This is a genomic window from Pseudomonas machongensis (assembly GCF_034961125.1).
GTDB lineage: Bacteria > Pseudomonadota > Gammaproteobacteria > Pseudomonadales > Pseudomonadaceae > Aquipseudomonas > Aquipseudomonas machongensis.
Map to the genome: position 1 here is coordinate 1 of NZ_JAYFUI010000043.1, position 14068 is coordinate 14068.

Annotated in this window: 12 protein-coding genes; 3 read left to right on the forward strand and 9 right to left on the reverse strand. The window is 64.9% G+C overall.

Translation table 11 applies throughout. The features are described from left to right. Positions 1-84: 84 nt before the first annotated feature. Positions 85-714 (reverse strand): isochorismate family cysteine hydrolase YcaC, encoded by a 630-nt coding sequence (gene ycaC, locus VA602_RS02955; RefSeq protein ID WP_054893711.1) that lies wholly within the window; start codon positions 712-714, stop codon positions 85-87. Positions 715-950: 236 nt separating this feature from the next. On the opposite strand from ycaC, the gene VA602_RS02960 reads away from it, so the two are divergent. Next, positions 951-2378, forward strand: a complete 1428-nt coding sequence (locus VA602_RS02960) for a mechanosensitive ion channel family protein (RefSeq protein ID WP_323452427.1) — start codon at positions 951-953, stop codon at positions 2376-2378. Positions 2379-2420: 42 nt separating this feature from the next. Here VA602_RS02960 and amaA read toward each other — a convergent pair whose 3' ends face one another. After that, positions 2421-3707 (reverse strand): L-pipecolate oxidase, encoded by a 1287-nt coding sequence (gene amaA, locus VA602_RS02965; RefSeq protein WP_112897084.1) that lies wholly within the window; start codon positions 3705-3707, stop codon positions 2421-2423. Between the two features lie 186 nt (positions 3708-3893). Further along, positions 3894-5384: an L-piperidine-6-carboxylate dehydrogenase gene (gene amaB, locus VA602_RS02970; protein WP_054893714.1), complete on the reverse strand. Its 1491-nt coding sequence runs from the start codon at positions 5382-5384 to the stop codon at positions 3894-3896. A 137-nt stretch (positions 5385-5521) separates the two neighbouring features. On the opposite strand from amaB, the gene VA602_RS02975 reads away from it, so the two are divergent. Continuing rightward, a complete protein-coding gene (locus tag VA602_RS02975; RefSeq protein WP_054893715.1) occupies positions 5522-6412 on the forward strand; it encodes a LysR substrate-binding domain-containing protein in 891 nt (296 codons plus the stop codon). Between the two features lie 159 nt (positions 6413-6571). Beyond that, a complete protein-coding gene (gene hglS, locus VA602_RS02980; protein WP_323452428.1) occupies positions 6572-7957 on the forward strand; it encodes a 2-oxoadipate dioxygenase/decarboxylase HglS in 1386 nt (461 codons plus the stop codon). Between the two features lie 42 nt (positions 7958-7999). On the opposite strand, the gene gcvH is transcribed toward hglS, so the two are convergent. From gcvH to VA602_RS03010, 6 genes are all read right to left on the reverse strand, one after another. Continuing rightward, on the reverse strand, positions 8000-8383 hold the full coding sequence (gene gcvH / locus VA602_RS02985; protein WP_054894075.1) for a glycine cleavage system protein GcvH: 384 nt from the start codon (positions 8381-8383) through the stop codon (positions 8000-8002). A gap of 50 nt (positions 8384-8433) precedes the next feature. Beyond that, positions 8434-9516 (reverse strand): glycine cleavage system aminomethyltransferase GcvT, encoded by a 1083-nt coding sequence (gene gcvT, locus VA602_RS02990; protein WP_323452429.1) that lies wholly within the window; start codon positions 9514-9516, stop codon positions 8434-8436. 124 nt (positions 9517-9640) lie between these two features. Further along, the gene (locus VA602_RS02995; RefSeq protein WP_065861747.1) at positions 9641-11263 is read right to left on the reverse strand and encodes an ABC transporter permease; all 1623 of its coding nucleotides are present in this window, start codon (positions 11261-11263) and stop codon (positions 9641-9643) included. 126 nt (positions 11264-11389) lie between these two features. Continuing rightward, positions 11390-12394 carry an extracellular solute-binding protein gene (locus VA602_RS03000; protein WP_323452430.1) on the reverse strand — a complete coding sequence of 335 codons (1005 nt, stop codon included), beginning with the start codon at positions 12392-12394 and terminating at the stop codon, positions 11390-11392. Between the two features lie 182 nt (positions 12395-12576). Continuing rightward, the gene (locus VA602_RS03005) at positions 12577-13794 is read right to left on the reverse strand and encodes a 2-octaprenyl-3-methyl-6-methoxy-1,4-benzoquinol hydroxylase (RefSeq protein WP_323452432.1); all 1218 of its coding nucleotides are present in this window, start codon (positions 13792-13794) and stop codon (positions 12577-12579) included. A 9-nt stretch (positions 13795-13803) separates the two neighbouring features. Next, a partial coding sequence (locus tag VA602_RS03010; protein ID WP_323452431.1) for a DUF4442 domain-containing protein occupies positions 13804-14068 on the reverse strand: 265 nt, incomplete at its 5' end.

The following is a 14068-nucleotide window of genomic DNA, read 5'->3' on the forward strand; positions in this document are numbered from 1 at the left end:
AGGGTGACCACGCTGCTGTTGTTCATTGCTGAATACCTGAGCAAAAGTTGACCAGGCGCCGCAGAGGGCGCCTGGCGGGGCGGCTCACTTGCCTGCGGTGAGGGCGTTGTAGCTGGTGATCAGGTTGCGGTAGTCGGGGATGTGGTTGGAGCACAGCGCGGCCAGGCCTTCGACGTCGTTGCGCCAGTCGCGGTGCAGCTCGCAGGCCACGCCGAACCAGGTCATCAGTTGCGCACCGGCAGCTTCCATCCGGCGCCAGGCGGCATCGCGGGTCATCTCGTTGAAGGTGCCGGACGCATCGGCCACCACGAACACTTCGAAGTCCTCGGCCAGGGCCGACAGCGCCGGGAAGGCCACGCACACTTCAGTCACGACACCGGCGATGATCAGTTGCTTCTTGCCGGTGGCCTTCACCGCCTTGACGAAGTCCTCGTTGTCCCAGGCATTGATCTGGCCAGGGCGGGCGATGTAGGGCGCATCCGGGAACAGCGCCTTGAGCTCCGGCACCAGTGGGCCGTTGGGGCCTTGTTCGAAGCTGGTGGTGAGGATGGTCGGCAGGTTGAAGAACTTGGCCAGGTCGGCCAGCGCCAGCACGTTGTTCTTGAACTTGTCCGGCTCGATGTCGCGAACCAGCGACAGCAGGCCTGCCTGGTGGTCGACCAGCAGTACGGCGGCGTCGTCTTTGTTCAGGCGGTTGTAGGTAAATTGGCTCATGGTCGTGCTCCTTCGGGTGGGTTGGGTTGTTGTCTCGACTGCATGGGCACAGATTAAAAACATTGCGTTTCTTGCGGTAGATAGTGAAAAACAGCCTTAGCGTTCCTTTTTTGGAACGATCAAGTCGGTGCAGTCTTGTTCGCGGGCAAACCCTCTCCCACAGATGCCCCATTGCCTGGGCAACCAACCTGCTCTTTACTACCCCTCAGCCCTCCCCTAGCCCCCCCGAGACCACCATGCTGGCCTTCATCCAGTCTTATCCCCTGCTGCTGGGTACCTGCCTGATCTTCCTCGACCTGCTGCTCTGGCAATTGATCCCGCTGGAGCGCCGCGCCTGGCGTATCGTCACGCGCCTGGGCATCTTCGTCATCTTCAGCGCGGTTCTGCTGGCTGCCGGCATGAGCCCGCTGCAACCGCCGCCATGGGCGGACGATGTCGCGCGCAACCTGATCGCCACGGTGCTGACCATCGGCTGGTGGCTGTTCGGCGCGCGCACGGTGACGGTGGTGTTCGGCCTGCTGATGATCGCCCGCGGCAGTCACGGCGGACGCCTGCTGCAGGATGTCGTGGGGGCTCTGATCTTTCTCGCCGCGGCCGTGGCGGCGGCGGCCTATGTCCTGCAACTGCCGGTCAAGGGGCTGCTGGCGACCTCCGGGGTGATGGCCATCGTCATCGGCCTGGCGCTGCAGAGCACCCTGGCCGACGTGTTCTCCGGCATCGTGCTCAACACCACGCGGCCCTACCAGATCGGTGACTCGATCTCCATCGACGGCACCGAGGGCAAGGTGGTGGATATCGACTGGCGCGCCACACGGCTGATCACCGGCACCGGCAGCCTGGCGGTGATTCCCAACTCGGTGGCAGCCAAGGCGCGCCTGCTCAACCACAGCCGGCCTGCCGACCGCCACGGAGTTTCGATCAGTGTGGTGGTACCCGCCAGGATCCGCCCCAAGCGGGTATTCGATGCGCTGGAAAAAGCCCTGCAAGGCACCAGCGCGCTGCTCCCGTCACCCGCAGCGAAGGTGTCGGTGAAAGCCTCGACACTGGAATCGGTGGAATACGAGGCCAGCGGCTTTATCGCCGACGCGGCGCACAAGACCGAAGTACGCAACCAGCTGTTCGACCTCGCCCACCGCCATCTCGAGGCCAGCGGCGTGATGTGGAACCTCGACCTCGCCGTGACCCCACGCAGCCGACAGCGTGAGCTGCTCGACGAAGTGCGGGTGTTCCGTTCGCTGAGCAGCGAGGAGCGCGATGCCCTCAGCCAGCGCATGATGGCGGTGGAGTATCTGGCCGACCAGGTGATCCTGGATGTCGGCGAACAGTCCGATCACCTGCTGGTGATCGGCAGCGGCGTGGTCCAGGCATCGATCCGCAATGGCGACAAGCGGGTGGAGGCCGGGCGCATGGGGCCGGCGGAAGTGCTGGGGATCGAGGGCATCATGGACGAGGACAGCTCGTTCGCCGAGTTCCGCACCCTGACTGGCTGCCTGCTGTACCGGATCGACAAGGAGCAGGTGCGCAGTTGCCTGGCCGAGCGCGGCGAAGTGGTGCAGGCGTTGAACAAGCTGCAGCGCTTCAGGCTGCAGAGCCGGGAGTCACTGCTGCTGCAGAAACCGGCAGCGGTGAAGAAGGGTGGCTTCCTGAGTTGGCTGCACAAATAAACGGGCCCTTTCGCGGGCTTATCCGCGAAAGGGCCAGCGCAATCACAACACCACGCGCAAGCACTGCCCAGCGTGATACAGCGAGAAGCCCGACTCGTAGAAGGCCGTGCGCAACGAAGGCGCACTCACCGGTTTCATCGGCGAGAACGGGATCGGCAGGTGGTCGGGATCATCCTTGAGCAGAAACTCCGCAAGGGCCCGGCCAATCACCGTGCCCGTGGTATTGCCACGACCGTTGTAGCCCGTCACCGCTACCACCCCCGACGCCGGCTCGAACAGGCGCATCAGGTGGTCGGGGGTGAAGTCGATGCAACCGGTCCAGTGCACCTCCCACTCGACTTTGCCCAGTTCAGGGAAGTAATGGCTCTGGATTCGATCAGCCCAACTGCGCACGAACCACGCAGGCTTGTTGTCGACCCGGCCCAGGCTGCCGAGCAGCAGGCGCCCCTGATCATCGCGGCGGATGCTGCTGAGTACGGTGCGGGTATCCCACGAGCCCTGGCCATGGGGCAGGATCCTGTCGGCCGCAGCTCCCTGCAGTGGCTTGGAGGCGACCTGGTAGTAGTAGCCGCGGAAGAAGTGCTTCTGCAAATGGCTCCAGTCGCCCTCGGTGTAGGCGCCCGTGGAAATCACCACCTTGTCGGCGCGCACGCTGCCACGGTCGGTGGCGACTCGCCAGCCGTCGCCATCACGCGTCAGGCCTTCGACCGGCGATTGCTGGAACAGCTTACCCCCCAGACGCTGCACCGCGGCGGCCAGGCCCTGGGTGTAGCCCATGGGGTTGATGGTGCCAGCGCGGCGGTCGAGCAGCGCGGCGGAAATCTTGTCGGTACCGCAGTATTCCTGGCACTCGGCCCCCCGCAGCAGCTCCACGTCGGCACCCCGACGCCGCCATTGCTCATGGCGCGCTTCGAGGTCGGCGAGGCCCGTGGCGTTGTGCGCCATGTGCAGGTTGCCTTTGTGCTGAGCCTGGCAGTCGATGCCCAGGCGTTCGATCATGGCGAAGACTTCACCGGGCGCCTCGCCAAGCACCTTGTTCAGACGCCCGCCCTGCTCGACGCCCAGGGTTGCCTCGACGTCGTCAGGGCGAATCCAGGTCCCGGCGTTGACCAGCCCGACATTGCGCCCGGAACCGCCATGCCCAACCTTCCACGCCTCCAGCAGGACGACCGACTTGCCTTGTTCGAGCAGGTGGATCGCCGCCGACAGCCCGGTGATTCCTGCGCCGATCACGCAGACATCGGCCTTGTATTCACCGGCCAGGGCCTGTGAAGCAACGGTCGGTTGGGTGATCGATTCCCACAGACATTCTTGACGCAGTTCGGACATGGCCCGGCTCCAGCAATATTGTTCTTGTTGCAGTTGGGGCGGCATGCCGCCCAATCGCGGGCAAGTCGGGGCGCCGAACCGCCGCTCCTACAGGGATCCCCATCGCCTGCGCGATCCTTGTAGGAGCGGCGGTTCGGCGCCCCGACTTGTCCCGCGAACCGGGGGCCAAGGCCCCCGGCCATTACATCAGTCGAACACGATCCCCTGCGCCAGCGGCAGCTCACGCGAGTAGTTCACGGTATTGGTCTGACGGCGCATGTAGCCCTTCCACGCATCCGAACCGGACTCACGGCCACCACCCGTCTCTTTCTCGCCACCGAAGGCGCCGCCGATTTCCGCGCCGCTGGTGCCGATGTTGACGTTGGCGATACCGCAATCACTGCCCGAGGCGCTCTGGAAGCGCTCGGCCTCGCGGATGTCGGTGGTGAAGATGCACGACGACAGGCCCTGTGGCACTTCGTTGTTCAGGCGCAGGGCCTCTTCGAAATCATCGTAGGCCAGCACGTAGAGAATCGGCGCGAAGGTTTCGTGGCGCACCACCTCGCTCTGCGCCGGCATCTCCGCGATGGCAGGCGATACGTAATAGGCATTGGGGTACTGGTCGGCCAATTGGCGCTCGCCACCGAAGACCTGCCCACCCTCGTCGCGTGCCTTGGCCAGCGCGCCCTGCATGGCGTCGAACGACAGCTTGTCGATCAGCGGGCCGACCAGGTTGTCCTTGCGCGGGTCGCCGATGCGCACCTTGCCGTAGGCGGCTTTGACGCGGGCGACCACTTCGTCCTTGATCGAACGGTGGACGATCAGGCGGCGCAGCGTGGTGCAGCGTTGGCCAGCAGTACCCACGGCCGAGAACAGGATGCCGCGCACGGCCAGGTCGAGGTCGGCGCTCGGGGCAAGGATCATGGCGTTGTTACCGCCCAGTTCGAGGATGCTGCGGCCGAAGCGCGCCGCAACCCGTGGGCCTACTTCACGGCCCATGCGGGTGCTGCCGGTGGCGCTGACCAGCGGTACGCGCGGATCATCGACCAAGGCTTCACCGGCTTCACGCCCGCCGATCACCAGTTGGCTGAGGCCCTGCGGCGCCTCACCAAAGGCTTTCAGGGCCTTCTCGAACAGCGCCTGGCAGGCCAGTGCGGTCAGCGGGGTCTTTTCCGAAGGTTTCCACACCACCGAGTTGCCAGCTACCAGCGCCAGCGTGGTGTTCCATGCCCATACCGCAACCGGAAAATTGAAGGCGCTGATCACCCCAACCACGCCCAGCGGGTGCCAGGATTCACGCATGTGGTGGCCCGGACGCTCGGAGGCGATGGTCAGGCCGTAGAGCTGACGCGACAGGCCGACGGCGAAGTCGCAGATGTCGATCATCTCCTGCACTTCGCCCAGGCCTTCCTGGGTGATCTTGCCGGCTTCGATGGACACCAGCTCGCCAAGGTCAGCCTTGTGCGCACGCAGCACTTCACCAAACAGACGCACCAGCTCGCCGCGACGCGGGGCCGGTACGTTGCGCCAGGCTTCGAAGGCTGTTTGCGCCTGGTCGATGCGGGCGATGGTCTCGGCCTTGCCGAGCAATTTCACCGAGGCGATCTGGCTGCCGTCGATCGGCGTGTGAACAGGGTAGTCGCCCTGGGTGTGATCCGCGGCGGCGACGCCGAGGCGCTCGAGCAATGCAGCAACCATTGTGCTTCTCCTACATCGGGTGAAGGGTTGAAAAGGTGATGGGGATCAGTATTAATCCGATTACATTGCTGCAACAAACGACCTTTATTCCTCTTATCATTCCCCTGCGGAATGGTATCGCTGCCGTAGAGAGTGCCATGTCCAAACGCCTGGTTCCGTCGATGACGGCCTTGCAGTGCTTCGAGGCTGCCGCCCGCCACCTGAACTTCACCCGCGCCGCCGAAGAGCTGCACCTGACCCAGAGCGCTGTCAGCAAGCAGGTGGCACAGCTCGAAGAAATGCTGCGTCACCACCTGTTCCTGCGCATCCGCCGGCGCCTGCAGCTCACGCCGGCGGGCTCGCTGTACCTGGCCGAGGTCAACAAGATCCTCACCCAGGTGGACATGTCCAGCCGCTATGTCCTCACCTATGGCGAACAGACCGAAGTATTGAAAGTAGCCACTCAACCGAGTTTTGGCGTGCGCTGGTTGATTCCTCGGCTCAAGGGCTTTGGCAAACGCCACCCGAACATCCACCTGGACATCCGCAACGAAATGGAGCCCTTCGCCCTGCTGCAGGGCTCGGCCGACGTGGTGTTCTTCTTCGGCCAGGGCACCTGGCCGGGTGCAACCTGCGTGGAACTGTTCGGCGAAGAAGTGGTGCCGGTGTGCGCCCCGGAGCTACTGGCCGGACAAGTGCTGGACAGCCCCGGCGCGCTGGCCGGGCAGGTGCTGCTGCAAAGCACTTCGCGGCCGGAGGCCTGGCATGAATGGTTCCTGGAACAGGGGCTGCACACCGACAACAGCTACCATGGTCCGCGCTTCGATACCTTCTACATGGCCCTCAGTGCCGCACAGTCCGGCTGCGGCGTGGCCCTGGTGCCGCGCTACCTGGCGGCCAAGGAGTTGGCCGAGGGTAGCCTGGTGGTGGCCTGGAACCATGCCATGCCGAGCAACGGCAAGCACTACCTGGCGTTCGCCGAACATGCCGCGGAGGTGCCCAAGGTGCGGGCGTTGGTGGAGTGGATTCGGGCGCAGTTGCCTGGGTGATGTGCTGGCGCGGCGGGCCCAATCGCTGCGACTTGCCCCGCGATTGGGCCGGCAAATTCAATAGCAAAAGGAATGACCCTCACACTTTTTTTCGCTTGTGGACAAAGTCCATTCCCCGCTTTCATGTAAGGGTATCTACTGACCTTCAGGAAGCTAGCGATGCCCGCCCACGATTTCGTCAGCCCCGACAGCATCCGCGCGCAGTTCTCTGCCGCCATGTCGCTCATGTACAAACAGGAAGTGCCGCTGTACGGCACGCTGCTGGCGCTGGTGAGCGAAATCAACCAGCAGGTCATGGCCCAGCAGCCTGAAGTCGCCCAGGCCCTGCGCTGGACCGGTGAAGTCGAACGCCTGGATCAGGAGCGCCATGGCGCGATCCGCGTCGGCACCGCCGAAGAGCTGGCGACCATCGCCCGCCTGTTCGCCGTCATGGGCATGGAGCCGGTTGGCTACTACGACCTGAGCTCGGCCGGCGTCCCGGTGCACTCCACCGCCTTTCGCGCGGTGCACGAACAGGCGCTGCACATCAGCCCGTTCCGCGTGTTCACCTCGCTGCTGCGCCTGGAGCTGATCGATAACCCGCCCCTGCGCGCATTGGCCCAGGACATCCTGGCCAAACGCCAGATCTTCACCCCGCGCGTGCTCGAGCTGATCGCTCAGCGCGAACGCGACGGCGGCCTGAACGCAGCCGATGCCGAAACCTTCGTACAGGAGGCGTTGCACACTTTCCGCTGGCACCAGCAAGCCACGGTCACCGCCGAACAGTACCAGCAACTGCACGATCAGCACCGCCTGATCGCCGATGTGGTGGCCTTCAAGGGCCCGCATATCAATCACCTGACGCCACGCACGCTGGACATCGATGCGATCCAGGTCGGCATGCCGGCCAAGGGCATTCCGCCCAAGGCCGTGGTCGAAGGCCCGCCCACTCGGCGTCACCCGATACTGCTGCGTCAGACCAGCTTCAAGGCGTTGCAGGAAAAGGTCGCGTTCAGCGATGCCCAGGGCAGCCACACCGCGCGCTTCGGCGAGATCGAGCAACGCGGGGCGGCGCTGACGCCGAAAGGCCGGGCGCTCTACGACCGCCTGCTCGACGCGACCCGGGCCGCCCTCAACGGCGTACCGGCCGAAACCAATGCCGAGCACTACAAGACGCTGCTGGCGCAACACTTTGCCGAATTCCCGGATGATCTGACGCTGATGCGCGAGCAGGGGCTGGCGTACTTCCGTTACTTCGCCACCGAAAAAGGCCTGGCCGAGCGAGGTCGCCAGGATCGACCGTCCACGCTGCAGGGCCTGATCGACGCTGGGCATGTGCATTTCGAGGCGCTGGTGTACGAGGACTTCCTGCCGGTCAGTGCCGCAGGGATCTTCCAGTCGAACCTGGGCGACGATGCCCAGGCCGACTATGGCAGCAATGCCAACCGCGATGCCTTCGAGGCAGCGCTGGGACTCAAAGTGCAGGACGAACTTGCGCTGTACGCCCAGAGCGAACGACGTTCGCTGCAAGCCTGTGCACAGGCCTTGGGCGTTACGCTGGCATAGGGCTGCGAGGCAGCCCCTGTGTGCGGCCTCGGCCGCACGCCATCACTCGCCGATGGCAGCCTTGTAGCCTGCCGCGTCCAGCAGTTTGTCCAGCTCGGCCTTGTCGCTCGGCTTGAGCTTGAAGATCCACGATTCGTAGGGCTCTTCATTGAGCAGCTCAGGGCTGTCGGCCAGCTCCTCGTTGACGGCGATGACTTCGCCGCCGACCGGGGCGTAGATGTCGGATGCGGCCTTGACCGACTCGACCACCCCCGCAGCGTCGCCCGCGGCGAACACCTTGCCGACTTCGGCCAGTTCGACGAACACCACATCACCCAGAGCTTCCTGGGCGTGATCGCTGATACCCACGGTCACGGTGCCGTCGGCTTCCAGGCGCGCCCATTCATGACTTTCAGCAAAACGCAGGTCGGCGGGGATATTGCTCATGTGTCGTATTCCTCGGTTGGCTCAGCGGTCTACCGCCGGTAATTGAGTGTTCAGATCAGGGTCTTGCCGTGGCGCACGAAGGTCGGTTTGACCACCCGCACCGGATACCACTTGCCACGAATCTCTACTTCGGCGCGGTCGCCAGTGGCGATGGGCACGCGCGCCAAGGCAATGGACTTGCTTAGCGTAGGGGAGAAACTACCACTGGTGATCTCTCCTTCGCCAATACCGGCAACACGAACTGTCTGGTGGGCACGCAGAACGCCGCGCTCCTCCAGCACCAGGCCGACCAGTTTGTCCTGCACACCACGCTCGATTTCCGCCAGCAGGCCGCTGCGGCCGATGAAATCGCGGTCAGCAGGCTCCCAGGCAACGCTCCATCCCAGGTTGGAGGTCAGCGGTGTGTGGGCTTCGTCGATATCCTGGCCGTACAGGTTCATGCCGGCCTCCAGGCGCAGCGTGTCACGAGCACCGAGGCCGCTGGGGGCGATGCCGGCGCCGACCAGGTCGTAGAAGAAGCTTGCGGCCTGATCGCCCGGCAGGATGATTTCCAGCCCATCTTCGCCGGTGTAGCCGGTGCGGGCGACGAACCAGTCGCCTTCGGCGACGCCCTCGAACGGGCGCAGCTCGCGAATCAGCGCCGCACGCGCAACACTGAGCAACGCGGCGACCTTCTCACGGGCGTGGGGCCCCTGGATGGCGAGGATCGCAAGCTCGGGGCGAGCCTCGATGCCTACGGTAAAGCCTTCGCTCTGGGCCTCAAGCCATGCCAGTACCTTGTCGCGGGTGGCAGCATTGGCCACCAGTCGATAGCCGTCTTCGGTGCGGTAGGCGATCAGGTCGTCGATGACCCTGCCCTGCTCATTGAGCAACGGGCTGTAGAGGGCTTTGCCGGGGCTTTCGAGGCGGGCCACGTCGTTGGCCAGCAGGCGCCGTAGCCAGGGGGTGGCGTCGGCACCGTCGATGTCGATGACTGTCATGTGGGAAACGTCGAAGACGCCGCAATCACTGCGGACCTGATGATGTTCTTCGACCTGAGAGCCGTAATGCAGGGGCATGTCCCAACCGCCGAAATCGACCGTCTTGGCGCCAAGCGCCAGATGCAGGTCGTACAGGGGCGTGCGCTGTCCCATGGGTTTCTCCTTCCGGGCGTGGCGAAGCAGAGGCGGTCGGTGCTGTTGAATCAACACCTGATCTTGTAGGACCCACCTCTACGAATGCCGCGCATTGTAGCCGCAAGGGCGGGGACTGGCACCCTCAGCGAGGATGCCCAGGACGAGAGGCAGAGCGGCGGATCAGGCCGATGACCGGCAAAAGCCCCACCAGCACCAGGGTCAGGGCCGGCAGCGAAGCGCGCGCCCATTCGCCCTCGCTGGTCATCTCGAACACCCGCACGGCCAGGGTGTCCCAGCCGAACGGCCGCATCAGAAGCGTGGCCGGCATCTCCTTCAGCACATCGACAAACACCAATAGCGCGGCACTGAGGGCACCCGGCACCAGCAGCGGTAGATACACCTTGAAAAACAATCTCGGCCCGGCCACGCCGAGGCTGCGCGATGCCTCCGGCAGCGACGGGCGGATCCGCTCCAGGCTGCTTTCCAGCGGCCCGTAGGCCACCGCGATGAAGCGCACCAGATAGGCCAGCAACAGCGCAGACACACTGCCCAGCAACAGCGGCTTGCCAGCGCCGCCCAGCCAGGTGGAAAGCGGGATCACCAGTTGATTGTCCAGATAGCTGAACGCCAGCATGATCGACACCGCGAGCACCGAGCCCGGCAAGGCGTAGCCCAGGTTGGCCAGGCCGACGCCGGCACGAATCGATGGCGTGGGCGCCTGACGCCGGGCAAAGGCCAGCAGCAGCGCCACACTGACGGTGATCAACGCCGCCATCGCGCCCAGGTACAGGGTGTGCAGGATCAACGCGCCATAGCGCTCGTCCAGGTCATGTCGGCCACGCTGCCAGAACCACGCCAGCAACTGCAGCAGCGGGATGACGAAGGCGCAGGCGAACACCAGCAGGCACCAACCACTGGCCGCCAGCGCCTTGAGCCCGCGCAGATGATAGAGCGCCTGCCCGCGCGGGCGCTCGTTGCCGCTACGGCTGGCGCCACGGGCGCGGCGTTCTCCATAAAGCACCAGCATCACGGCCAGCAGCAACAGGCTGGCCAGTTGCGCCGCACCGGACAGGCTGAAGAATCCGTACCAGGTCTTGTAGATGGCGGTGGTGAAGGTGTCGAAGTTGAACACCGAGACCGCACCGAAGTCCGCCAGCGTCTCCATCAACGCCAGGGCGATGCCCGCACCGATGGCCGGCCGCGCCATCGGCAGCGCCACCCGCCAGAACGCCTGCAACGGCGACAGCCCCAGCACCCTTGCGGCCTCCATCAGGCCCTTGCCCTGGGCCAGGAACGCAGTGCGCGCCAGCAGGTAGACATAGGGGTAGAACACCAGCACCAGCACGATGATGACCCCGCCAGTCGAACGTACCCGGGGCAGGCGCATCGGCCCGAACACCTCGCGCAAGGCACTCTGCACCGGGCCGGAGAAGTCCAGCAGGCCGACAAAGACGAAGGCCAGCACATAGGCGGGGATGGCAAATGGCAGCATCAGTGCCCAGTCGAGCCAGCGCCGGCCGGGGAACTCACAGAGGCTGGTGAGCCAGGCCAGGCTGACGCCCAGCACGGTGACGCCGACACCCACGCCCAGCACCAGGGTCAAGGTGTTGCCCAGCAGGCGGCTCATCTGGGTGTCGAGCAGGTGCGACCAGATCTGCGTGTCGATCGACTGCCATGACAGCACCAGTACGCTCAGGGGCAGGAGCACCAGGGCGGCGACAAGGCTGACCGGAAGGTACCAACGGCGTTGGGGGGAGTGGGGCAAGGCAGGTATCTCGGTTGCAGGTTGCGACCGCTGTGCAGTCGTTCGCAGCTAAAGCCGCTTCCAACCTGTGGGAGCGGCTTCAGGCGAAGGGGCCCAGGAAGGCCCCGAGAGGATAAGCTGTGAAACTCAGTTCCAGCCAGCCCGATCCATCAGGCGAATGGCTTCGGCCTGGCGCTTGCCCGCCACTTCCACCGGCAGGCTGTCGGCCTTGAAGCTGCCCCAGGCCGCGACTTCATCCGATGGCTTGACCTTGGGGTTGGCCGGGAACTCCTGGTTGATGTCGGCGAACAGTTTCTGCGCTTCCTCGCCCGTCATCCATTCGACCAGTTTCTTCGCCGCTTCCGGGTGCGGAGCATGCTTGGTCAGGCCGATGCCCGAGAGGTTGACGTGCACGCCACGGTCGTCCTGGTTGGGCCAGAAGATCTTCACCGGCAGCTTCGGGTCGGCCTTGTGCAGGCGCCCGTAGTAATAGGTGTTGACCACGCCCACGTCACACTGGCCCGCGGCAACGGCCTGGATCACTGCGTTGTCGTCGGAGAACACGTCGGTGGACAGGTTGTTGACCCAGCCCTTGACCAGCTTCTCGGTCTCGGCCTCGCCATGGGTCTCGATCAGGGTGGCGGTCAGCGACTGGTTGTAGACCTTCTTCGCGGTGCGCAGGCACAGGCGGCCTTCCCACTGTTTATCGGCCAGGGCTTCGTAGGTGCTCAGTTCCGAGGGCTTGACCCGCTCGGTGGAGTAGATGATGGTCCGCGCACGCAGGCTCAGACCGGTCCAGTCGTGGGAAGAAGCGCGGTACTGCGGCGGAATGTTCTTGTCGATGATGTCCGACTTGATCGGCTGCAGGATGCCCATCTGCTCGGCCTGCCAGAGGTTGCCGGCATCCACGGTGAGCAGCAGGTCGGCGACGCCGTTCTGGCCCTCGGCCTTGATGCGCTGCATCAGCGGCGCTTCCTTGTCGGTGATGAACTTGATCTTCACCCCGGTCTTGGCGGTGTAGGCATCGAATACCGGCTTGATCAGTTCGTCGATGCGCGAGGAGTACACCACCACTTCATCATCCGCCGCCTGGACGGAACCGGCGAACAGGGTCAGGGCCAGGGCGGCCAGTAGGGGCTTGCGGGGCGACATGGTGGATGCTCCTCGGGGTTAAAGAGATGCAAATGGTAGTGAATCCCATTTTCCCACTCACCCTGGAAGCAGTTACCGGATGTTGCAAAGCAATCGCGGGGCACGCCCGCGCCTACAGCACCACCCCGTTCTTCAAGCAGGTGGCGTACCTGTAGGAGCGGGCTTGCCCCGCGATAGGGCCCTCAAGCCTTGGCCAGGTCTGGCAGGTCGCCGCTCAACCCCAAGGCCTGGCGCACGAACACTGCCTTGGCCTCGGGCATCCCCTCTACCAGTTTCAAGCTCGTGTTGCGCAGCCAGCGCAGCGGTAGCGGATTGGCCTGGAACAGGCGTTCGAAGCCCTCCATCGCCGCCATCAGGGCAAGGTTGTGCGGCATACGTCGACGCTCGTAGCGACTCAGCACCTTCACATCCGCCAGGCGCTCGCCACGCTCGCACGCGTGCATCAGCTCCTCGGCCAGCACTGCCGCATCGAGAAAGCCCAGGTTGACGCCCTGCCCCGCCAGGGGGTGGATGGTGTGGGCAGCATCGCCGATCAGCACCAGGCCTTCATCCACATAGCGCTTGGCATGGCGCTGGCGCAGCGGTACGCAGACACGGCGGTCGGCATGCAGCACCTGGCCCAGGCGGCCTTCGAAGGCGCGCTCCAGCGCCTGGCAGAACGCCGCGTCATCCAACGCCATGGCGTGCTCGGCCTGCTCAGGGGTTGTGGACCAGACGATCGAGCACCAGTGCTGGCCGTCATCGCGCGACAACGGCAGGAAGGCCAGCGGCCCTTCGTCGGTGAAGCGTTGCCAGGCCGTGGCGCGGTGCGCCTCGCTGCAGCGCACGCTGGTGACGATGGCGTGATGCAGGTAATCCCACTCGCGCGTCTCGCAGCCCGCCAGGCGCCGCACGGCCGAATTGGCGCCGTCGGCGGCGACCACCAGCGGCGCACGCAGGCGACGGCCATCGGACAGGGTCACCAGCCACTCATCGCCGGAGCGGCGCAACTGCTCCAGGCGAGCATTGGGCAGCAGCCCGACGTCACTGTCGTGCAGACGGTCCAGCAGGCCGTCCTGCACCACACGATTCTCGACGATGTGGCCAAGCACCTGGGCATGCACACTGGCGGCTGAGAAATGAATCTGACCGGTACCGCTGCCGTCCCAGACCTGCATGTCCGAATAGGGCGTCACGCGGCGCCCGGCAATGCCCTCCCAGGCGCCAAGACGCTCGAGAATGCGCTGGCTGGCCGCCGACAGGGCACTGACCCGCGGCTCGAAGGGCGCGGCGTCATCGAAAGGCTTGACCGACAGCGGCCCGCCATCGAGCAGCAGCACCTCCAGGCCACTGTGGCGCAACGCCAGGGCCAGGGCGCTGCCGACCATACCGGCACCGACAATCAACAGATCCGCGCGCATGTCCATGCCTTACGCCTGCCTCGCTTGCGGCTTGAGCCGCACGTATAGGGTTTTGTCGACCCGCGCCACCAGCTCGCCGGCGCCATCGCGGATATCGACCTGCAGACGCGGCAGGCACTTCTTGCCACCGGCCGTCTGCTGGCGAATGTCGTCCAGCAGTGCGTCGTCGATGTGGAATTCGGCGAACACCGGGCCCTTGCCCGGTGCGATGAAGTCGATGCTGGCGGCCTTGTCCCAGACGATGTACTCGCGGCCCAGCTGCTCGATCAGCAAC

Bases quoted from the DNA above. Each gene is read 5' to 3' on its own strand.
- VA602_RS03005 (WP_323452432.1), bottom strand. From the start codon at position 13,794: ATGCGCGCGGATCTGTTGATTGTCGGTGCCGGTATGGTCGGCAGCGCC.
- ycaC (WP_054893711.1), bottom strand. From the start codon at position 714: ATGAGCCAATTTACCTACAACCGCCTGAACAAAGACGACGCCGCCGTA.
- VA602_RS03000 (WP_323452430.1), bottom strand. From the start codon at position 12,394: ATGTCGCCCCGCAAGCCCCTACTGGCCGCCCTGGCCCTGACCCTGTTC.
- hglS (WP_323452428.1), top strand. From the start codon at position 6,572: ATGCCCGCCCACGATTTCGTCAGCCCCGACAGCATCCGCGCGCAGTTC.
- gcvT (WP_323452429.1), bottom strand. From the start codon at position 9,516: ATGGGACAGCGCACGCCCCTGTACGACCTGCATCTGGCGCTTGGCGCC.
- gcvH (WP_054894075.1), bottom strand. From the start codon at position 8,383: ATGAGCAATATCCCCGCCGACCTGCGTTTTGCTGAAAGTCATGAATGG.
- VA602_RS02960 (WP_323452427.1), top strand. From the start codon at position 951: ATGCTGGCCTTCATCCAGTCTTATCCCCTGCTGCTGGGTACCTGCCTG.
- VA602_RS02975 (WP_054893715.1), top strand. From the start codon at position 5,522: ATGTCCAAACGCCTGGTTCCGTCGATGACGGCCTTGCAGTGCTTCGAG.
- amaB (WP_054893714.1), bottom strand. From the start codon at position 5,384: ATGGTTGCTGCATTGCTCGAGCGCCTCGGCGTCGCCGCCGCGGATCAC.
- amaA (WP_112897084.1), bottom strand. From the start codon at position 3,707: ATGTCCGAACTGCGTCAAGAATGTCTGTGGGAATCGATCACCCAACCG.